20 protein-coding genes are annotated in these 19,321 nt (G+C 48.2%); 11 read left to right on the plus strand and 9 right to left on the minus strand.

What is annotated here, in order from left to right; all coding sequences use genetic code 11:
* Positions 1 to 29: 29 nt before the first annotated feature.
* Complete coding sequence (aroG, locus tag EA26_RS12395; protein ID WP_039427870.1) at positions 30 to 1,082, minus strand: 3-deoxy-7-phosphoheptulonate synthase AroG; 1,053 nt, start codon at positions 1,080 to 1,082, stop codon at positions 30 to 32.
* 422 nt (positions 1,083 to 1,504) lie between these two features.
* Here aroG and EA26_RS12400 point away from each other — a divergent pair, with 422 nt between their 5' ends.
* Together EA26_RS12400 and EA26_RS12405 are read left to right on the plus strand one after the other, a co-directional pair.
* Entirely contained in the window at positions 1,505 to 2,566 is a 1,062-nt protein-coding gene (locus EA26_RS12400; RefSeq protein WP_039427874.1) for an OmpA family protein, read from the plus strand.
* 251 nt (positions 2,567 to 2,817) lie between these two features.
* Positions 2,818 to 4,518, plus strand: coding sequence for a phospho-sugar mutase (locus tag EA26_RS12405; protein ID WP_039427876.1), 1,701 nt, complete (start codon positions 2,818 to 2,820; stop codon positions 4,516 to 4,518).
* Positions 4,519 to 4,574: 56 nt separating this feature from the next.
* Here EA26_RS12405 and EA26_RS12410 read toward each other — a convergent pair whose 3' ends face one another.
* Together EA26_RS12410 and EA26_RS12415 are read right to left on the minus strand one after the other, a co-directional pair.
* Complete coding sequence (locus tag EA26_RS12410) at positions 4,575 to 4,997, minus strand: GNAT family N-acetyltransferase (protein ID WP_039427877.1); 423 nt, start codon at positions 4,995 to 4,997, stop codon at positions 4,575 to 4,577.
* 67 nt (positions 4,998 to 5,064) lie between these two features.
* A complete protein-coding gene (locus tag EA26_RS12415; RefSeq protein WP_039427881.1) occupies positions 5,065 to 5,697 on the minus strand; it encodes a LysE family translocator in 633 nt (210 codons plus the stop codon).
* Positions 5,698 to 5,931: 234 nt separating this feature from the next.
* On the opposite strand from EA26_RS12415, the gene EA26_RS12420 reads away from it, so the two are divergent.
* The 3 genes from EA26_RS12420 (at position 5,932) to EA26_RS12430 (ending at position 7,889) form a co-directional block, all read left to right on the plus strand.
* Positions 5,932 to 6,777, plus strand: a complete 846-nt coding sequence (locus tag EA26_RS12420; RefSeq protein WP_039429106.1) for an AraC family transcriptional regulator — start codon at positions 5,932 to 5,934, stop codon at positions 6,775 to 6,777.
* Positions 6,778 to 6,861: 84 nt separating this feature from the next.
* Complete coding sequence (locus EA26_RS12425; protein WP_039427883.1) at positions 6,862 to 7,578, plus strand: AzlC family ABC transporter permease; 717 nt, start codon at positions 6,862 to 6,864, stop codon at positions 7,576 to 7,578.
* A complete protein-coding gene (locus EA26_RS12430; protein ID WP_039427885.1) occupies positions 7,575 to 7,889 on the plus strand; it encodes an AzlD domain-containing protein in 315 nt (104 codons plus the stop codon). Before EA26_RS12425 ends, EA26_RS12430 begins: the two co-directional genes overlap by 4 nt.
* On the opposite strand, the gene EA26_RS12435 is transcribed toward EA26_RS12430, so the two are convergent.
* Together EA26_RS12435 and ohrR are read right to left on the minus strand one after the other, a co-directional pair.
* On the minus strand, positions 7,886 to 8,500 hold the full coding sequence (locus tag EA26_RS12435) for a fumarylacetoacetate hydrolase family protein (RefSeq protein WP_039427887.1): 615 nt from the start codon (positions 8,498 to 8,500) through the stop codon (positions 7,886 to 7,888). The genes EA26_RS12430 and EA26_RS12435 overlap by 4 nt on opposite strands.
* 102 nt (positions 8,501 to 8,602) lie before the next feature.
* A complete protein-coding gene (ohrR, locus tag EA26_RS12440; protein ID WP_039427888.1) occupies positions 8,603 to 9,061 on the minus strand; it encodes a transcriptional regulator OhrR in 459 nt (152 codons plus the stop codon).
* Between the two features lie 111 nt (positions 9,062 to 9,172).
* Here ohrR and ohr point away from each other — a divergent pair, with 111 nt between their 5' ends.
* From ohr to EA26_RS12460, 4 genes are all read left to right on the plus strand, one after another.
* Positions 9,173 to 9,595: an organic hydroperoxide reductase Ohr gene (gene ohr / locus EA26_RS12445; protein WP_039427890.1), complete on the plus strand. Its 423-nt coding sequence runs from the start codon at positions 9,173 to 9,175 to the stop codon at positions 9,593 to 9,595.
* A 220-nt stretch (positions 9,596 to 9,815) separates the two neighbouring features.
* Positions 9,816 to 10,790, plus strand: a complete 975-nt coding sequence (locus EA26_RS12450) for a porin (protein WP_039427893.1) — start codon at positions 9,816 to 9,818, stop codon at positions 10,788 to 10,790.
* 398 nt (positions 10,791 to 11,188) lie between these two features.
* On the plus strand, positions 11,189 to 12,070 hold the full coding sequence (locus EA26_RS12455) for a DMT family transporter (protein WP_052079745.1): 882 nt from the start codon (positions 11,189 to 11,191) through the stop codon (positions 12,068 to 12,070).
* A 166-nt stretch (positions 12,071 to 12,236) separates the two neighbouring features.
* The gene (locus tag EA26_RS12460; RefSeq protein ID WP_039427898.1) at positions 12,237 to 12,854 is read left to right on the plus strand and encodes a glutaredoxin domain-containing protein; all 618 of its coding nucleotides are present in this window, start codon (positions 12,237 to 12,239) and stop codon (positions 12,852 to 12,854) included.
* Between the two features lie 73 nt (positions 12,855 to 12,927).
* Here the strand turns inward: EA26_RS12460 and EA26_RS22465 are convergent, their stop codons facing one another.
* The 3 genes from EA26_RS22465 to EA26_RS12470 all read right to left on the minus strand — a co-directional run bounded on the left by EA26_RS22465 (position 12,928) and on the right by EA26_RS12470 (position 14,845).
* The gene (locus EA26_RS22465; RefSeq protein WP_264299426.1) at positions 12,928 to 13,062 is read right to left on the minus strand and encodes a hypothetical protein; all 135 of its coding nucleotides are present in this window, start codon (positions 13,060 to 13,062) and stop codon (positions 12,928 to 12,930) included.
* 218 nt (positions 13,063 to 13,280) lie between these two features.
* Positions 13,281 to 13,631 carry a hypothetical protein gene (locus tag EA26_RS12465; protein ID WP_039427903.1) on the minus strand — a complete coding sequence of 117 codons (351 nt, stop codon included), beginning with the start codon at positions 13,629 to 13,631 and terminating at the stop codon, positions 13,281 to 13,283.
* A gap of 59 nt (positions 13,632 to 13,690) precedes the next feature.
* Positions 13,691 to 14,845, minus strand: coding sequence for a multidrug effflux MFS transporter (locus EA26_RS12470; protein WP_226973871.1), 1,155 nt, complete (start codon positions 14,843 to 14,845; stop codon positions 13,691 to 13,693).
* A gap of 144 nt (positions 14,846 to 14,989) precedes the next feature.
* On the opposite strand from EA26_RS12470, the gene EA26_RS12475 reads away from it, so the two are divergent.
* Positions 14,990 to 15,877 carry a LysR family transcriptional regulator gene (locus tag EA26_RS12475; protein ID WP_039427911.1) on the plus strand — a complete coding sequence of 296 codons (888 nt, stop codon included), beginning with the start codon at positions 14,990 to 14,992 and terminating at the stop codon, positions 15,875 to 15,877.
* Positions 15,878 to 16,047: 170 nt separating this feature from the next.
* A complete protein-coding gene (locus EA26_RS12480) occupies positions 16,048 to 17,871 on the plus strand; it encodes a putative bifunctional diguanylate cyclase/phosphodiesterase (RefSeq protein WP_039427913.1) in 1,824 nt (607 codons plus the stop codon).
* Between the two features lie 64 nt (positions 17,872 to 17,935).
* Here EA26_RS12480 and shyA read toward each other — a convergent pair whose 3' ends face one another.
* On the minus strand, positions 17,936 to 19,222 hold the full coding sequence (gene shyA / locus EA26_RS12485) for a peptidoglycan DD-endopeptidase ShyA (protein WP_039427915.1): 1,287 nt from the start codon (positions 19,220 to 19,222) through the stop codon (positions 17,936 to 17,938).
* Positions 19,223 to 19,321 lie beyond the last annotated feature (99 nt).

Here is a 19,321-nt window from a genome sequence, read left to right on the forward strand (position 1 = left end):
CTTTTTAATACCACTTAGCGGTTAATGACTTACTTGGCGCGGCGTGCGACCACGGCATCAGCCAACTGACGAAGAACGTTTTCGGTATCTTGCCAGCCGATACACGCATCGGTAATGGACTGACCGTAAGTCGGTGCTTTACCATCCACCAGATCTTGACGTCCTTCAACGAGGTGTGACTCGATCATCACGCCGAAGATCGCATCTTCGCCACTGGCAAGCTGCTCAGACACATCATCGGCCACCAGCATTTGACGCTTAAACTGCTTCGAGCTGTTTGCGTGACTGAAGTCAATCATCACTTTTTGTGGAAGACCAGCAGCGGCCAGTTCCTCTTTCACCGCAGCAACGTGTGATGCACTGTAGTTTGGCTCTTTACCACCGCGTAAAATGATGTGGCAATCTGGGTTACCCGCCGTTTCAACAATCGCAGAATGGCCGTATTTAGTGACCGAAAGAAAATGGTGCGAAGCACTCGCAGAGCGAATCGCATCACTGGCAATTTTGATATTGCCGTCGGTGCCATTTTTAAAACCAACCGGGCAAGAGAGACCTGATGCCAACTCGCGGTGCACCTGAGATTCTGTGGTACGCGCACCAATCGCGCCCCAACTGATCAAATCAGCGACGTATTGCGGGGTGATCATGTCTAGGAACTCGCTGGCTGTAGGTAGTCCCATGTCCGTAAGATCCAACAACAGCTTACGCCCCATGCGCAGGCCATCATTCAGCTTGTACGTATCATTTAGGTATGGGTCGTTGATAAGCCCTTTCCAGCCCACCGTCGTGCGTGGCTTTTCAAAATAGACACGCATCACGATTTCCAGTTTATCACTCAGCTCATCACGCAGTGCTTTGAGTTTTTTGCCATATTCCACTGCGGCGACAGGATCGTGAATCGAACATGGGCCAACAATCACCAGCAGACGATCATCCTCACCGTTCAAAATATTGTGAATCGCATTGCGAGATTCAAAAGTGGTCGAAGACGCGGTTTCAGTGGCCGGATACTTCTCTAAAACCGCCACAGGTGGTAACAGTTCTTTGACTCGATTTATTCTTACATCATCAGTTTGAAACATTGCGTACTTCTTCCTATTCACTCTTTTCTGGCTGAAATCGCAGAAGGAACGGATCCTCTGCACAGCCCGTTTTTTCTGGGTATGGGGGTAACTTATCGGCTTAAAACGGAGACTGCAATCATTTTTTTTAGCAAAAGGCAAACTTTTCAATAATTTTACGTTTTACATTGATTGTAAATATTTAATTACACCCTCTTGGAGTACACTCCTATGCAATGATCAAGAGAGACAAAACAAAGATTCCTATTCGTCCTATATATGAGACATATCACATAATTTCACATTCTCGCATGGGGTTTGCAACATTTTGTCACTAGAATGAAGGGACTTGACTCTCTTGCGTTGACCACGTTGTCATCACGTTTAATGACAAGTTAATCAAGTTCCCATACCGTCTTAGCCTAAGAACAGAAGGAATAATTATGAAAAAATTAGCTATCACTATTTCCGCCGTGCTAGCTAGCAGTGGTTTTTTCTCAGCTACCGCTACAGCCGCCCTCTCTGATGTATACGTGGGTGGTAAACTTGGCTACGTTGCTCTTGAGGATGCCTGCTACGCATCCAGCCCTTGTGATTACAAATCCTTTGGTTTAGGGGCTTACTCTGGCTACAACTTTACCGACAACATCGCTGCCGAAGTGGGCATTGATATGTTGGGTAAATTTGAAACCACGTTTTCAGATTGGCGCTATGTCAAAGACCGTCTATCGGCAATTTCTGTTGCGCCAAAGCTCAACTTGCCTGTCAATGAGAAGCTCGATGCTTTTGCTAAACTAGGTGCAGCCTACATGCGCTTTGGTGATGAGAATGACATTGTTGCCACAGGCTCACTGGGTCTTGAATACCAGTTGTCAGAAACGCTAAAAGCACGCGCTGAATATCAACGCTTTCAAGATATGAGTGACGATATCGTACAAGACATGGACACTAACGTGTTCAGTTTGGGTGTCACTTACCTGTTTGGCCAATCAAGTGCAGCGCCCGCTGCCGCCAGCGAACCTGTGGTAGAACCACGCCCTGTCGAACAAGAGCAACCTGCCGCTGCTGAGCCCGTTGCTCAAACTCAGCCAGAAGAAGTGAAGCCTGAGCCAAAACCGGAGTGGGTGACTAAATTCACTAATCAGAAGTACAACCAAGAGCTGTTTGCAACCGGAAGTTCCACACTTTCTGCTGGTGGCAAAAAATCGTTAGATCCTCTTTTGGAAGTGTTACTTGCTTACCCAACCGCGAACGCGGAAATTGTCGGTCACACCGACTCAACCGGTTCAGAGACAGTTAACCAACGCATTTCGGAGAAACGCGCTCAAGCGGTGGCAGATTATCTCATCCAGGGTGGCGTGAAAGCAGAGCAACTGACCATAGTCGGTGCGGGTGAGTCAAGCCCTATTGCTTCAAACGACACGGCCGAAGGGCGCGCGCAAAACCGCCGTGTAGAAGTCACGATTCCAAGCTTTGAGTATCAAGAGCTTAAAAAAACAAATTAAGGCGCACTGAGCCTCAATAGTCCAAGGGGAGCGAATCGCTCCTCTTGTTTTTTTCTCTACCCCCTTCGCATTTCTTGATGCAGATTGCTGATATCCCCTTGATTTCACTTCCATAGCAGAAGCTTTGGCAGAAATTGACTATCTTTACAGCAACACGTTTTTTTTGTTCACAACTAAACGATTGGCTTCAAAGAAATGATAGTTGTTATCATTTAGATTAATTCCAAGCAAGATGCATAAGGAAGAAAACAATGAACACAGAGATCGCTGCATGGCTAGCCCGAGATCCTGATCCAATCAGTAAAGCCGAGTTACAAACCCTCATTGATAATCACCGAGATGAAGAACTGGCCGATCGCTTTCGCGGTCGACTCGAATTTGGCACCGCTGGCCTACGTGGCAAAGTCGGCGCTGGGCCAAATCGTATGAACCGCTTAGTCATCCAAGAAACGGCCGCGGGACTTGGTCACTACCTGATGCAAACCATCGACAACGCACAATCGCGCGGCGTGGTGATCGGCTATGATGGCCGCACCGATTCGAAACAATTTGCCCACGATACCGCGGCGGTGTTGAGTGCGCTGGGGTTTAGAGTCTACCTCACGTATAAAGTCGCCCCGACTCCGGTGGTCGCCTATGGAGTAAAACATTTCCACGCGGCGGCGGCCGTGGTGGTGACAGCGAGCCACAACCCACCTGAATACAATGGCTTCAAAGTATATTGGGAAAACGGCGCACAAATCATTCCCCCACATGATGCAGGCATTGCCACGCAAATCGACCTCGCCGCAGCGCGCCCGATCCCTTACCAAGCGCTGGAACAAGCTGAACAAAATGGTTCATTGATATGGCTGACAGAAGAGTATTACCAAAGCTACCGTGAAACCATGAATAACCATCCGCTGCTGGAGAAAAACGCGCCCAATAATCTCGTGCTGGCTTACACCGCTATGCACGGTGTGGGCGCTGATATGGCCGAAACGCTGCTTCGAGACGCAGGATTTACCGAGGTCCACAGCGTTGCCGAGCAACGTGAACCAGACGGCACATTCCCGACGGTAAACTTCCCCAACCCAGAAGAGGCTGGAGCGATGGATCGGGTGATCGAATTAGCCACATCGGTCAATGCCGAGATTGCGTGCGCCAACGATCCAGACGCAGACCGTTTTGCCGTTGCCGCAAGACGAAGTGATGGTCGCTACCAGATGCTCAGTGGCGACCAAGTCGGCGCGTTGTTTGCGGACTATCTGCTTAGCCGCTGCGATGCGAGTAAACAATTGGTCGGCAATACCATAGTGTCGTCTCGCCTGTTGTCTGCCATCGCCAAACAGTATGGCGCGAGCTACTACCAAACACTCACCGGTTTCAAATGGCTGACTAACGTAGCGATGAATCTGCAAAGCGAAAACCAACAGTTTCTTTTTGCTTATGAAGAAGCGCTAGGATACACAATCGGCAACAAGGTTTGGGATAAAGACGGCTTGTCTGCGCTGGTGGCGTTTGCCCAGCTCACCGCCAGATTAAGCGCACAACACATGACCATCTGGGATAAGTTGGAAAGCCTCTATCGTCAACATGGTTTCTATTACAATGCGCAGCACAGTATCGCCCTCTCTCCCGATTCACCGCCGATTGGCGACAAGCTAAGAGCACTACCGCCCAAAACGATTGGCGGGCAGAAGGTCGTCGTGATTGAAGATCTCAAAGCATCTTTGCGTTTTGTCTCGGGTGGCATCACAGAGGCAATCAATCTGCCTGCCAGTGATGTACTTATCTATCATCTGCAAGATCAATCGCGGGTGATTGTCCGCCCTTCAGGCACGGAACCAAAGCTGAAGTGCTATTACGAAGTGATTGGGGATTTCCCGGCTGAAATGGATTACGCCACAGCGCAGCGTCATACCGAAGAGAAGATGAACGCCCTGATCAACGCTCATCAAGCAAGCCTGTAACCTGATTGTTTCACGCCAAGCAGAAGCTTGGCGTGTTAACCATTCCCGTGTTCACGTTAAATACGTTTTTGCAGAAAATACTTACTAATGCCTTCTGCTGGAAATCCGCGATATTCACCCACTTTTTCAAAACCCAGTTTGAGGTAAAAACCCAGAGCTTGAAAACTGAAGGTGTCGAGATAAAGATCAGTTACCCCTTTGGGTTTGACTTCCGCTTCTAAACGTTGCATCAGTTGCGTGCCAAGACCGCCCTTACGATGGTTTTCATCCAGCCAGAGAAATTCAACAAAGACGGTGTTAGCAAATAGGTTACCTGTCAAACCGCCGACCATTTTGCCCTCTTCATCGCGCACAAAGCAGCCAATTCGGGTCACTTCACCTGAAGGTAAATGCTGCAAGTTATAGGCACGAATGCCGCTACGAATCGTTTCAAAATCGTCCGGCTGGAGATCAAAAGTGAATTCCGTTGTCATCGTCATGGTGACGTGCTCCTCTGGCTAAGAAAAAGCCAGCAGTCGCTGGCTTTAGAAATGAGGCTTAACCCTATCACGAGTTGAAATTGGATAACATCCAAAGAGATAAGAAAACAAATACCAGCCCCATGAGCTTGTGTTGATAGAGGCGAACGGTATCGCTTTCCAGAAAACGCTTACCCAGCGTTCCGGCTAATACCACCAAGCCAAGATTGAACAGTAACCCCAGTAAATTGAGCAGCAGCCCCAGAGCCAGCATCTGCTCACCAGAGCTGGCGCTGATGTTGGCCGACACAAACTGTGGCAAAAACATCACAAAGAAAACGAGCGCTTTCGGGTTGAGTAAATTACTCATTAAAGCGCGCTGATAATAAGTGGCCGCCATCGCTTTGGCGTCGTAGTTTTCCGGTGCCTGCGCAGGCATGCTTGTGAGGCAATCCCAACCCATTTTCAGCAAATAGGCACCACCGAGCAGATGCAGCGCTTTTAAAGCAAGTGGACTCATGGCGATTAAAGCCGACACGCCCATCGCCGCAAGCAGAGTGAGAATCATGCCAGAGGTCGCATTTCCCAAGCTGGCAAAAAGGCCCACTCTTTTCCCGTAGCTCATACTTGAGCTGGCGATCAACAACATGTCGGGGCCAGGCAGCAGTAGCAGAGCAATGACCGCCGTCAGGTAAACAGGCAATATAGCGAAATCGATCATTTGTTTAGTGAATAGTTATCAACAAAGCGGCGGATTCTATCTTAAGCTATGCCAGAAAGCCATATTTACTGCTAATCATTTAATACCAAGCCAACTATATGACTAATAAATATCCGAAGTACGGAGAATCAAACCAATTTACCCGCGGTGATATCATCCAGAGCAATTTTGTACAAAAATGGCGTTTCGAACTCGGGTAGACTGGACGAAGATGCTGCTGCGAATCACCACACGATGAAAAATGATAATAAAGAAATCGCCCATTTTCAGATTGCCGCCGAACTCGGGGGCTTAGAACTGCTGGATGCCAAGTACGAGAAACAGAATTTTTCTCGGCACAGCCACGAAGGCTACACCATTGGCGTGATTGAAAAAGGCGCGCAGCGATTTTTCCGCACCGGAGGAAACCACATTGCACCGCAAGACAGCATTATTCTTGTCAATGCTGATGAAGTGCATAATGGTCATTCTGCTACCGAAGGGGGCTGGGAATACAAAGCGATGTATCCGGTACCAGAGCAGTTTGCCAGATTAAGCGACGAGCTCAATTCGCCCAACTTGGCGCAGCCTTACTTCCCGCAACCCGTGGTGTACGATCCTGAATTAGCGATGCAGCTGCGGCTGGTGTTTGACACCTTAGCCAATTCAGACAATAGGTTACTGCGCGAAACACTGGTGTACGGCACCTTGATCAAACTGGCGGCCAAACACAGCAGTGTGCGCCAGCCACTACGATCTCCTGCCTCTGCTCAGCGCCAGCTCTCGCTGGTTAAAGAGTTTCTTGATGATTTCCCACAAGCTGATGTCTCTTTGGAAGAGTTAGCGAAACTTGGCGGCATAAGCCCGTTTCACTTGGTGCGGGAGTTTCAAAAAAACTATGGTTTTCCACCACACGCCTATCAGATACAGCAGCGTTTACGGCTCGCCAAACGGTTATTAAGAGGTGGGCAGCGCATCTTGGACGTGGCGCAAGAGTGCGGTTTTCATGACCAAAGCCATTTCCACCGTCATTTTAAAAAAGCCATGGGCGTGACGCCGGGGCAGTATGTCAAGCATTTGGATCGCTTGGCAAATGGCTAGCCGTCGCATCTTCTCTCAGCAAAAAAATACAACACTTTGCCCACACGTCTCGCTAAAGTGAGAAAAAACAGCAAAGAGTACACTATGGATATCAGTTTGACCTCACAACAACACGACTCAAAAGCGAGACGATTCTGGCAAGGCACGATTGCCATGATGCCACTGAGTATCGCCGTTCTTCCTTGGGGGCTGCTTGCCGGCTCCTTTGCCATTGATTCAGGCTTACATCCTTTTGAAGGACAAGCCCTGTCAGCGATTCTATTCGCCGGCTCGGCGCAACTGGTCGCAATGGGCATGATCAAAGCGGGCGCAGGGCTGACTACTATGCTACTCACCACCTTTTTCATCACCTCTCGCCACTTTCTCTACAGCGTGTCGATGCGCAGTAAAGTAGCTCCGCTGCCGCTAAGGTGGCGTTTGTCACTGGGTTTCTTGCTAACCGATGAGCTGTTTGCCCTCGTTGGGCATCAAAGCGAAAAGCAGTTTGATCGCTGGTACGCGCTGGGTGCAGGGCTTAGTTTTTATCTCTTCTGGAATCTCGCGACCTTTGCTGGCATTTTGGCGGGCAGCTTCCTACCTCAGCTCAATGAACTGGGTTTAGAATTTGCCGTCGCCGCCACCTTTATTGCCATCGTCGTCCCCGGGATCAAAAATCTGCCGGTCTTGCTCAGCGTCGTAACGGCCCTGCTGCTTTCGGTGGCATTGCACTTTTTTAAGGTCGAAGGCGCTTTGATGGTTGCCAGTATCGGCGCGATGGCTACAGGCTATTTAGCCGAAGAGCTTGGAGGTAAAAAACAATGATTTTATTGACTATTTTAGCCATGACAGCGTTAGTGTTTGCCAGTCGCTATCTGTTTCTCGAACCCAATCTGCCTTTGAAATTAGGCCAGCGCACGCAACGCTTTTTGAGCTACGCCAGCCCTGCGGTTTTAACCGCCATCTGGGCTCCGATTGTCTTCTCCCCCGAGGGAGAGCTTCATTTGTCGCCGCAAAATCCGTACATTTTAGCCGCGCTGCTAGCGGCCTTCATCGCATGGAAAAGCAAGAACGTGCTGCTGACGACTGTCGTCAGTATGGCGGTATTTCTGCTGCTAAAACTGCTGGTGTTCTAGCTCGCCAGCCATTCGATTTCGATCAAGGTATGCTCACCACATTTAAGGCGGCCCAAGAAAACGTCGCCTTTGTGTACCACTCCGACACCTTGCGGCGTTCCGGTCATAACGATGTCGCCATCTTGTAACGTCACGTAGCCTTTCAGTTCGGCTAAGATGGCCTGCGGAGAGTAGAGCATCTGATTGACATGCCCCTTTTGCACTCGGACGCAGTTGATAAATAGCTCAAGGTTGAGATCGCCGACATCCAATCCGGCAAGCGAAACAAAACGGCTCATAACCGCAGAACCATCGAACGCCTTCGCACGCTCCCACGGCAGCCCTTTCCCTTTCAGATAACTTTGCATCTCTCGCTTAGTGAGATCCAAACCGATACCAACGCCCGTATATTGGCCATCTTCCACCACAAAACAGATCTCAGCTTCATAGTGCAACGGCTCTTGATGGAATGAGCTCAGGGAGGGAGTGACCGAAGTAGCGGGCTTATGAAATAAAACCATCTGTTCAGGCAGCGCGTTATCTAACTCTTTAATGTGTTCGACATAATTTCGCCCGACACAGAGCACTTTACTTGGCTGCAACTTTTTGTTTCCTAAATAGATAGGATGCATTTTTCTTCCCTGAATGAACTCAAAAAATGGATTCTAAACCAGCCACTGATAAAGTGCTCAGAATTCAATCACAGAATGAAAGAAAATGAGATCCGCTCTCCATTAGCCCAGTTGGCCAATCACTCGCTCACACAACTTTTTCAAGGTGAGCAATTCCTCCAAAGAGAGATCAAACTTGCATTGCATCTCTCGCGGAATCGACAACGCTTGCTGTTTCAACGCTTGCCCCGTATTGGTCAAGTAGAGCTCTCGAACTCTTTCATCATCCTTACCGCGCCGCCGCTCTACGATGCCTTTGCTCTCCAAGCGTTTGAGTAGCGGCGTTAAGGTGCCCGAATCGAGATACAACTTTGCGCCGAGATCTTTCACGTTGATACCGTTTTGCTGCCAGAGCACCAACATCACCAAGTATTGAGAATAGGTGAGATCGAGCTTCTCAAGTAACGGACGGTAAGCTCGAATGACCGCATTCGCGGCGCTGTAGAGCGGAAAACAGATCTGATTTTCCAGCAAAATGGCGTCTTCTGCACCGCTCTGGCAGTTGGGGTTGGACTGAGACATAGAATCATCCTTTAAATAAATTGCGCACAATATACTTGCAAACAACTCAGGGATCGATATAAGATTGCAAGCAATTAAATTGCACACAATCAAAAAATAAAGGACAAGACGATGACAACACTGTATCAAACTACCGCAACCGCTTCTGCTGGCCGTAATGGCGTGGTCAGCACCGACGACAAACTGCTTGAGCTGAACCTAAGCTACCCAAAAGAGATGGGCGGTAGCGGCGCAGCCACCAATCCAGAACAGCTATTTGCAGCTGGTTACGCTGCCTGTTTTTCCAATGCGATTTTACACGTCGCACGCGAGGGCAAAGTGGTTTTAAAACACGCTCCGGTAACGGCAACGGTTGGCATTGGTCCAAATGATCGCGGTGGATTTGCCTTAACAGTGGCTTTAAACGCCACACTGGATCTCCCTCAACAAGAAGCAAGTCAACTCGTTAGCCTTGCGCATCAAGTCTGCCCTTACTCCAATGCTGTACGTGGCAACATTGATGTGAAACTGAGCGTCAACGATCAGCCACTGTAACTAAATCGGCCAGCAGAAACGCTGGCCTTTTCTTCTGCCCATCTCTTTTTCCTCTTTCGCTATACGTTTCGTATAAAAACCAATCAATTCATAGATTTGAAATATATTCACAACCGAATTGTCATCAATCAGCCATCGATTGTTCATTTTCAACCCGTACCTTAGCCACATAAACAAAACGGGCAAGTAAGCCCATTGATTACAAATAAGGTAACAAGTAATGAAAAAGGCAGCTCTAGCAACAGCAATTCTTTCAGCAGTGGTAACAGGTTCTTCATTTGCTGCAACGGTATACAGCAATGAAGGCACCGAACTAAAGATTGGTGGCCGCGTTGAATTCCGTGGTGACTTCATCGGCAGTAAAGGCGCTGAAATCGACGGTACGATGAAAGACAGCACTCGTGCTCGTCTTAACCTTAAAGGCAGCACCGATTTGGGCAACGGCCTAGAAGCATTCGGTTTCTATGAAGCAGAGCAAGGTACAGGCAAAAGCACCTTTGACAACCGCTACATGTATGCTGGTGTGAAATCTGATGCAGGTTCGTTCTCTGTCGGCCGTCAAAACATGGCTGCAGTGATTATCTCTGACCTGACGGATATTACTGAGTTCTCAGGCATACAGCAGTACATCGACTCATCATCAGACAAAACAGACAGCACTTTTGCTTATCGTGGTTCTTTTGATGCACTACAAATCCAAGCGACTTACTCTGCAAAAAGTGCAGATAACAGTGACCTTATGGGTATCAGCGGCCTGTTTTCCTTACCAATGGGTCTAGATCTTGGTCTGGCTTATTCAACTGGTGACCTAGGCAAAGGCAATGGCAGCGAAAGCCAAATCCTAGCAGGTGCAGGTTACACGCTCGACAACTTGTACCTCGGTGCCACTTACTCAACTGGTGATATCGATGATAAAGCGAAAGAAGAATTCACAGCGTACGAGCTTGTCGCACAGTACAAAGTCAGCAAACCATTTAGCCTCGCGCTGCTCTACACCTTCGCCGAAGAAGACAACAATGGCACCAAATCTGACAAGGCTGAAGGCATTGAGTTGGCTGGTTACTACAAGTTAAACAGCAACTTCCGCACTTACGCTTCTTACTACATGAATCAGTTAGATGAAGTGAAAGACGCAGCAGGTAAAGTTACTCAAGGTGAAGACACGCTTCGCTTGGGTGTACGCTACGATTTCTAATTGTCCTTAACACTTAGAGTCTTTAAGCCGGTCCAGTCACCGGCTTTTTTGCTTTCGAGCAACGATGGCGTCAATTGGTGCATAACAACTTGCCCTCGCTGTGCACCAAAGGAGATATTTGAGCCTGATCTTGGTGCAATCAACGGCATATCAAAATGGCTCTCCCTATAAATATCAATAACTTATAAATTGGCACGCATCATGCTCTTATTAAAGTACAAATGCATGGCAGCGTTTGTGCTTCTCGTTCTTAGCCTCTTGATCAGAGGTAACGTCCTTTAAATCGGCATTTGCCCCCTTCACTGGGGGCTTTTTTTATCTTGCATTTGGTAGCGAAACGTTGGCTTACTCAGCGAGAAAACGTATGATTCTCAAACTTTTATCAACACCAATTTTCTATGCAATCTCAACATCACCCTATTCGAGGCGCGAGTTGGATGTTAACCGCTGGGCTCGCCTTTGCTCTGGTTAACAGCCTCGCACAAATTGCCAGCATTCATTTTTCCATTCCGTCCACCACCGTCGCTCTGTTGCAATACGGCATCGCGCTGATTGTGATTCTCCCGTATCTCAGAACCCTCGGTATCCGCCGTTCACTGCGAACCTCACACTTCGGTTGGCATGCAGTGCGGGTTTTTCTCTCAGTGATTGGGATCCAATTGTGGCTGTGGGCTCTCGCCTACCCGGTGCCGATTTGGCAAGGCATTGCGCTTTTGATGACATCACCTCTGTTTGCCACTATTGGCTCGGGCCTGTTTCTCAAAGAAAGGGTCGGTATCGCTCGCTGGGCCGCCACGTTAATGGGGTTTGTCGGCGCAATGATCATTCTTGAGCCATGGACCGATGATTTCAGTTGGGCGACCTTACTGCCTGTCGGCGCGGCCTTCTTTTGGGCATGTTATTCACTGATGGTGAAAAAGCTCTCGGTGAATGATCCGCCTTCCACCATGGTGGTCTACTTACTGCTGTTGATCACCCCGTTTAACATTGTGCTAGCATTGCCCGATTTTACCCTACCGAACAACACCACCATCTGGCTGGTACTTTTTGCCGCAGGCTGTATGACCGCACTGGCACAGTGGGCGGTGGTAAAGGCGTATGACAGCGCTGATGCCTCCTTTGTGCAACCTTTCGACCACGCGAAGCTGCCGCTCAATGTCTTGGCCGGCTGGCTGGTGTTCGGCTGGGTTCCACCGGGCAGACTTTGGGTCGGTGCAGCGATCATCATCGCTTCCGTCGCTTTTATCACCCATTGGGAAAGTAAGAAAAACAGACGGTGAGAAATCGATACTAACAAAGCCGTTGCTAACAAAACTGAAAGTAAGAAAGCCGAAAGTTAGAAAAGCCGATAATTTCCACTAGGCTGAAAGAAAAGGCAGACAAGTTCGTTCTTATTCACAAGAAACTGATTAAATTAAAGCGAATAGCCAAATTAAGGAAACACTCGTGAGTAAACCGATCAAAATCACTTTGTATAAATGGGCCGGAAGTTGGGGCCCTTTTAAAGTCAATATTCCTTGTGGCGAGTGCACCTTAACCAAAGACATTCTCACTGACACCTTTGCCAACGAATTGGCAGACGTACCCGTTGAGCTGGAGGTCAAGGATTGGCTTTCTCACTGGTGGGAGCCGCTAAAACTGGGCGCTTGGCACGCACCGATTCTGCTGGTTGAAGGCAAAGTAGTCAGTCAGGGAGAGGCGCTCAACCGTGGCGTATTGGTTCAGTCGGTCATCGCCGAATGGTCTAAGCGAGATACACTCAAAGGCAACATCGTCTACGGCAAAGCGACCTGCCCCTACTGCGTAAAAGCCAAAAAACTGCTGGATGACGCAGGCATAAAATACCTCTATCACGATGTGGTCAAAGAGAGTGCGGCTCTGTATCGCATGATCCCTGAGGTAAAAGCCATCATCGGAGAGAAAACGCCTGTGACCGTCCCGCAAATATGGCTGGAAGGCAGTTACGTCGGTGGCTGTGATCAACTGCAACTCTGGCTAGAGCAACGTGGTTTAACCTCGTTGCCAGACAATGTGCTGGATATGAGCCATCAATCGGCTCACTAAGAGCCTAACTGAGCGAAAATAAAAAACCTGGCTAAAGCCAGGTTTTTTGAAATTTTATTACAAATGAATGATCTTATTTTGCCATTTTTTTGAACATACGGCTGATCAAAGAGGCTTTCTTCTTGGTGCTTTTTCCGTACAAAGCGTTGTGCATCGCTTGCTTTGCCATCATTTGACCAATGTACGCGCCACCTAGTTCGTTACCCATTTTGCTTCTCCTCAGTTTTCTTTTCTCTCATTTACGTTGTAATTTTACTTCATATTTGACTAATAACAAGCGTTAGATCACATTTATTTCGTAATTTTATTTCATGAGATGATAAAAAGATCTTATCGAAATAAGAAAAAGAGGGCAGCGTTGCCGCTATCAACAAAAAACGCCGCGGTGAACAACACGGCGGCGTTTTTACGCTGAGGGAAAGGAGGTTAGCTGCGTTTGGGCTGCTGGTATGTTTTGCCTGCCGCTTGGTAAGTATCCTTCGCTTTCACTTCAAACATGCTATCAAAGAACCAAGCCGCAAATTTCACCAAGTGCTCACCTTCGTTCATGATGTGCTCTAGGTACTCGGTTTCTTCTCCTGCTTCATTTTCTTGGTAAGAAACGTGATAGACACGTCGCTCACCCTCGACTTCGGCCAAAACAAATTGACCAGTGAGGGATTGCGCTGCCTGCGAAATTTCTTCATCGTCCGACGCTTTTAGCAATTCCAGCGCTTTAGGTAGGTTTTCTTGCTGGCAAAGCGCTTTCACCAGTTGTTCAAATTCGTTCTGTTGCATCAGTATGCCCTTGTGAAGATTTGCGCGCATTGTAGTAATGCCGCACGGTAGAATCAAGCTCACACTTGTTGTACTTCGCGAGCAACAATAATGCGGCTATTAAAAAGCAGCACCGCAAAGCAACCACTTGCCACCATCAGATAGAACAGCCCAAGCTGTGTTTGTGTGGCAATGCAGTGCTCCACCAGAAACCCGCCCAACAACGCGGCAACCGACATCTGTACCGAGCCAGAGAGCGCAGACACCGCGCCCGCCTTTTGTTTATGTGGCGCTAGCAGCAAGCTGATCGACAAGGGAAATGACAAACCCTGAGCAAAACTCATCAGAGTGAAAGCGCCCACAAGGCTCGCCACACTCAGCGGTAAGCTCATGAGTGCAAGCCCCGCCAGCACAACCAGGGTAAAACTGAATCCGAGTACGCTACGGATAGTAAAACGGCGCAGCAGAATGTTCACCGCGACACTGCCACAAAGAAGCCCGACGGAGGGAACGATCATCAAGCTGCCGTAATCCGCTGCCGATAAACCGAGTTGATTTTGCATCATAAAGGGGAAAATCGATAAGCTGACCAAACTCGCTAAGTAACTCATCCAGTTAAAGCTTGCACTGCCCAAAACTTGTGGGCTGGCCAACAGTTCACGGTAGGTCGCAATTAGGCTCAGCGGACGAAAACGCGTTTTCGCATACGGCAAAGTTTCTGGTAAGACAAAATAACCCAGCGTGAAGATAGCCAGTAGGTAACAGAGCACGAATACAAACACCGCTTGCCAACTAATATGAAAGGCTATCCAACCACCAAACACGGGGGCGATGATCGGCATAATTGACGCTGTTACCGAAATGTACGATAGCGCTTTGATCAGTTGATCCCCTTCATAGCTGTCTCGCAATACAGAGCGCCCTAGCACCGAGGCACTCCCTGCACCCAATCCTTGCAACAAGCGGCCAAATTCCAATGCTTCCATACTGGATGAAAAAGCGATACAGACCAAGGTGCCCAAGAGATATACCCCTTGACCAACAATAAATACCGGACGGCGGCCAATCGCGTCTGAAAGCGGCCCGTAGAAGAGTTGCGAGAAGCCAAAACCGAGTAAAAACAGTGTCACCAGTTGCTGTACACTGGCTTGCGCCAAGCCGAGTTCAGCACTGATCATCGGCAGCGAAGGCATGTAGATAGCCACTCCGACCTGCCCAGTTGCAATAATCATCATCGCCAAAAGTAGTGGTGTTTTACGCAGCCGATTTTGCACTTTACTTCCTTCTCCCCTTAAGCTCATCGCCGCAGTGTATATTGCTTATGATTTGATGATAATCTAGGAAACTGGAAAGAAATTAATTCCTAGAGAGAATGAATAATGGATTGGATCCAAAGCGTACAGAGTTACATCAAAGTGGTGGAGGAAGGCAGCTTTAACGCCGCAGCGAGAAAGCAGAACACCACCAGTTCGGCGATCAGCAAACGCATTCAATGGCTTGAAGATAAAATTGGCGTGCAACTGTTAAAGCGCACCACGCGTTCGATCAGCCAAACCGAAGCTGGCGCGCTGTTTTATCAACGAGCAAAAGCGCAAATGGAGAGCTGGCAATCGGTGTTAGACGAAACACGCTCTGTCAACCAAAGCCCTGCCGGACTGTTGAAAATTGGCGCGACCTTATCGGTAGGTTCTAAGTTTCTCGTTCATTATCTTGATGATTTTCTTGAGAAATATCCAGACATCAAAATTCAGCTTTTTACCACGTTGCCCGGCCAGTTGCCGGAGCTGAGTTTGGATCTGTTTATCAGCCGTGAGCTGGAACAGTTAAATTCGCTCAGTTTTATTGCCACCCCTCTCTTTGAGCACAAGGCGACATTTTACGCCGCCCCTGCGTATCTAGCCAAGCATGGCACCCCGACCTGTGCAGACGATTTACTGCAACATAACGTACTCATTTGGGGAGAAAAACCGACCCGGGAGGTGAAAATCAACAAAGGAAAACGTCTGACTCTTTCTGGCAATTTCTCTACCACCAATCCAGAAGCGCTTTTCCATGGCGCCAAGCGAGGCATGGGCATTTTATTGAGCAATAACGTGATGATCAAAGATGAGTTAAAACAAGGCACACTGGTACGGGTTTTACCTGAAATCACTGCCGACGAATCGACTGTTTATGCTTACTACCCCAAACTCGACTACCAGCACACTCGCACAAAGCTGTTTATCGACTATCTAAAAGAACGGCTGGAACAAGAAAGGTCCAGTTGATACATATTTTTACCTGATGGAAAAACAGAGGCTTAGCAGCTAGGCAGACAATCAACGTTGCAAACTTAGAAGACCTGAACAATATTTAACACGATGCATAAAGTAATGATTTTGCAATTCTATGCACCAATAATAACTCGTGAAAACTATTCAGGCAGAGATAACGTCAGATGAAAAGTTCAACCTTGGAAGCTTGCATTGAACTCGATACGCTCATCCAGGCTTTGTCCCTTGATGGGAATGAGTTACTGCACCAAGTCACTTTAGAACTGCAAAGAAAGTTTGCTGCTTACTCAACTTGCATCTTGCAGGTTGATTTGCATAGCGGTCACACCAGTATTAAGTCTTGCACCAAACGCGACTCGGACTCCGATCTTGCTCACGCGACGCCTGAATCGTTAGAGAGAGTCGCATTAGCCATCACTGAGTATTGTCTTAGACACGCGAGTTGTTACTGCTCTGCCCCTCATTCAGCAACGCTCACCGCGATGGGAATCAAAACCTTTGTCGGTATTCCGCTTCACGCACCCAATGGTGGCATTCTGGGCATGTTGATTTCCGTGTATGACTCACCGCCACAGGAAACGGTTAACCTGATTAAGCACCATCAAGTGTACGCCAAACTGGCAGCACAAAGCCTACGTGAACAGTGGCTAACGGCGCGCTCCGATCAGTTGGTCAATCAGCTCAGTTATGAGGTCTCTCATGACAATCTCACCGGTTTGGAAAATCGCAGTAGTTTGAGTGATACCTTGGAGACGCTAACCGAGCAGACTGAGAGCCCGTTTTCTTTGGTCTACTTGGACATTGATAATTTCAAACTGATCAATGACATTCACGGGAATTACATCGGCGACCAGATCCTTAAATTTACTGCCAATGCAATTCGTCAAGTGCTGCCACCGCCGAGGTTGGCTTATCGAATTTCTGGAGATGAATTTGCACTTATTACTTTCGCAGCGCAACCGGAAGATATCTGCCAGCAAATTTTAGACAGTCTCTCACCTGGGTATCAAGATAAATGCAACCATGTCGGTTTTGATGTCAGCATGGGCATCGCCAAAGCAGCAAACAAGCGAGTAGTGAGCGGCGACGAGCTGATCCTCAACGCCACCTTGGCGATGAAAGAGTGTAAGAAATATCCTCAGGAACGGATACGCTGTTACGACACGCACCTCAGTGCGAACTACCACCGTAAGTCACAATTGATTGAAGCCATTCGCGAGCAGCTCTCCTTGCCTGTAGAAAAAAGCCAGGAGTTTTATGTCGTGATTCAACCGATTGTTAACGTCAATAACAAACGCTGGGACTATTTTGAAGTACTCGCTCGCTGGAACAGCGCTGAGTATGGGCCCGTATCACCCGTTGAGTTTATTGACGCTGCGGAGCAGTCTGGCTTAATCACTCAGTTAAGTGAACGCATTATCGAGCTGGCGTGCCAGAGTAAAGTGTGGTTGGAAAATGAGCTAGGCTATCGAATCAAACTCGGGGTTAACTGCTCAGCTTATGAGCTGGTCAACGACCAACGCTATCTGGCTTTTCTCGATGCCATGATGCGCAAATATCACCACCATCCAAAAGATTTTGTCGTCGAGTTAACTGAAACGGTCTTGCTGACTCACTCTGGCAAAGAACGACTTTTGCTTGATGCGCTACGACAAAAAGGCTTTCAAATCGCACTGGATGACTTTGGTACGGGCTACTCCAGTTTGAATTACATCTATAATTATCCCATTGATGTAATCAAAATTGACGCCAGTTTCGTGCGAAATATGCTCAGCAACCAAACTGCCGAGCGTGTGATTTGGTTGATTATTCAACTGGCTAGCCAACTCAATGTCGATCTGGTCGCCGAAGGAGTTGAAGACGAACGCGAATTGAACAAGCTGGTCGAAATGGGCTGCGAACGAATTCAGGGCTACTACTACTCCAAACCGCAAAAGCCACAGGAGATCATCGCTAGATTGCAGGCACAGAACGCACGCAGCGCCTAAACAGAAAATCGTTTCAAACAGATCAAAGAATTCCCTTTGATCTGTTGGTTTGATCGTGATTGCATCATATCGCCTGCGACGTTTGCTCACGCAAAATTGAATCCACTTCCTTCACCCTTGCTAAGAAAGATTTCATCTCCTTACTCGGCACCGAACTGGCCATTGGGATATTGGCTTTCATCGCATCAACCGGGCGATTGTGCTCCAACAATTCATAGTGAAGATGTGGCCCAGTCACGCGCCCCGTGTTACCAGATAAACCAATTTTTTGTCCACGCGACACTTTTTGTCCTTTGCGCACAAGGATCTTACTTAAATGCAAATAACGTGTTTTGTATTTGCTGCCGTGTTCAATCACCACATAGTTACCGGCAAATGGGTGATTGCGAACCATGATGACCGTCCCGTCGCCTGTCGACATCACAGGGGTACCAATTGGCGTGGCAAAGTCGGTTCCGTTATGCGGGGCAACACGCCCAGTCACAGGGTGCAAGCGACGTGGATTAAACTGCGAGCTCAAACGCCAATTGCGGGCAACAGGATAGCGCTGGAAGGCGCGTTGCAAGCTCTGTCCTTTGGCGTCGTAGAACTGGCCATCGCTGTGCAAATAAGCGCTGATTTCACGCCCGCGGTTGTAAATTTTGATCGCTTCTAGCTGACGCTTACCACTGTCGATGCCATCGATATATTGCATTCGCCGCACCACTTCGAACTTGTCACCCGCACGTAGATCTCGCGTGAAATTCAGTTTCTCTCTTAACAAAGACACCACTTGATCGATTTCTGTACTGCTCAATCCTAGACGATTGGCCGAAGTAGAAAAGCTGCCGTCAATCGTTCCTGTTAGCGGTTGCTGACGCCACTCGCCGGGAAGGTTAACCTGCTCAAAATCAAAAGTTCCGTCACTGTTACGCACGTAAACCGCTTTATCTGCGATGCTAAATTCCAGCTCCATTTTATTGAGCACGCCAGTCTCTTCATTTCTCCAGAATCTCAGCGTGTTGCCGGGTTTTAAGGTATCAAGTGCCAGATAGTTTAAATCGGTTTCCATCACTTTCATCATCTCAGCGTAGCCAAAACCAAGCTGAGTAAAAATCGTGCTGAGGTTATCACCACTTTTTATCTGGTATTCAAAACTGGGCGGAATCATCCAACCGTCTGACTTGTTGGCAAACAGCGACTCAACCACTTGGCTCGTCTCAGGTAAATTGAGCTCAATCGTGCGAGTGAGGTTGGATTGGGGTAATGAGGCGGCAATACCGACAATTGCCACCAGCGGTAGAGAGAACATCATCCACTTCTTACCGCTACTGCGTTGAGAAACACGTCTGTTAATTACTGGGGAAGACACGGCCTTACTATCTCCTGCTGAACAGGCTTCACAGCTTATGCATTTCTTATTGAGAAATCACCATGAAATTGCCATTTTTAGCACAAAAAGTCGTTCAAA

The organism is Vibrio navarrensis, from assembly GCF_000764325.1.
Classification (GTDB): domain Bacteria; phylum Pseudomonadota; class Gammaproteobacteria; order Enterobacterales; family Vibrionaceae; genus Vibrio; species Vibrio navarrensis.

Excerpts from the sequence above, each read along its gene's own strand:
- aroG (WP_039427870.1), bottom strand. The coding sequence starts at position 1,082 with ATGTTTCAAACTGATGATGTAAGAATAAATCGAGTCAAAGAACTGTTA.
- EA26_RS12400 (WP_039427874.1), top strand. The coding sequence starts at position 1,505 with ATGAAAAAATTAGCTATCACTATTTCCGCCGTGCTAGCTAGCAGTGGT.
- EA26_RS12405 (WP_039427876.1), top strand. The coding sequence starts at position 2,818 with ATGAACACAGAGATCGCTGCATGGCTAGCCCGAGATCCTGATCCAATC.
- EA26_RS12410 (WP_039427877.1), bottom strand. The coding sequence starts at position 4,997 with ATGACGATGACAACGGAATTCACTTTTGATCTCCAGCCGGACGATTTT.
- EA26_RS12415 (WP_039427881.1), bottom strand. The coding sequence starts at position 5,697 with ATGATCGATTTCGCTATATTGCCTGTTTACCTGACGGCGGTCATTGCT.
- EA26_RS12420 (WP_039429106.1), top strand. The coding sequence starts at position 5,932 with ATGAAAAATGATAATAAAGAAATCGCCCATTTTCAGATTGCCGCCGAA.
- EA26_RS12425 (WP_039427883.1), top strand. The coding sequence starts at position 6,862 with ATGGATATCAGTTTGACCTCACAACAACACGACTCAAAAGCGAGACGA.
- EA26_RS12430 (WP_039427885.1), top strand. The coding sequence starts at position 7,575 with ATGATTTTATTGACTATTTTAGCCATGACAGCGTTAGTGTTTGCCAGT.
- EA26_RS12435 (WP_039427887.1), bottom strand. The coding sequence starts at position 8,500 with ATGCATCCTATCTATTTAGGAAACAAAAAGTTGCAGCCAAGTAAAGTG.
- ohrR (WP_039427888.1), bottom strand. The coding sequence starts at position 9,061 with ATGTCTCAGTCCAACCCCAACTGCCAGAGCGGTGCAGAAGACGCCATT.
- ohr (WP_039427890.1), top strand. The coding sequence starts at position 9,173 with ATGACAACACTGTATCAAACTACCGCAACCGCTTCTGCTGGCCGTAAT.
- EA26_RS12450 (WP_039427893.1), top strand. The coding sequence starts at position 9,816 with ATGAAAAAGGCAGCTCTAGCAACAGCAATTCTTTCAGCAGTGGTAACA.
- EA26_RS12455 (WP_052079745.1), top strand. The coding sequence starts at position 11,189 with ATGCAATCTCAACATCACCCTATTCGAGGCGCGAGTTGGATGTTAACC.
- EA26_RS22465 (WP_264299426.1), bottom strand. The coding sequence starts at position 13,062 with ATGGGTAACGAACTAGGTGGCGCGTACATTGGTCAAATGATGGCAAAG.
- EA26_RS12465 (WP_039427903.1), bottom strand. The coding sequence starts at position 13,631 with ATGCAACAGAACGAATTTGAACAACTGGTGAAAGCGCTTTGCCAGCAA.
- EA26_RS12470 (WP_226973871.1), bottom strand. The coding sequence starts at position 14,845 with ATGATGATTATTGCAACTGGGCAGGTCGGAGTGGCTATCTACATGCCT.
- EA26_RS12475 (WP_039427911.1), top strand. The coding sequence starts at position 14,990 with ATGGATTGGATCCAAAGCGTACAGAGTTACATCAAAGTGGTGGAGGAA.
- EA26_RS12480 (WP_039427913.1), top strand. The coding sequence starts at position 16,048 with ATGAAAAGTTCAACCTTGGAAGCTTGCATTGAACTCGATACGCTCATC.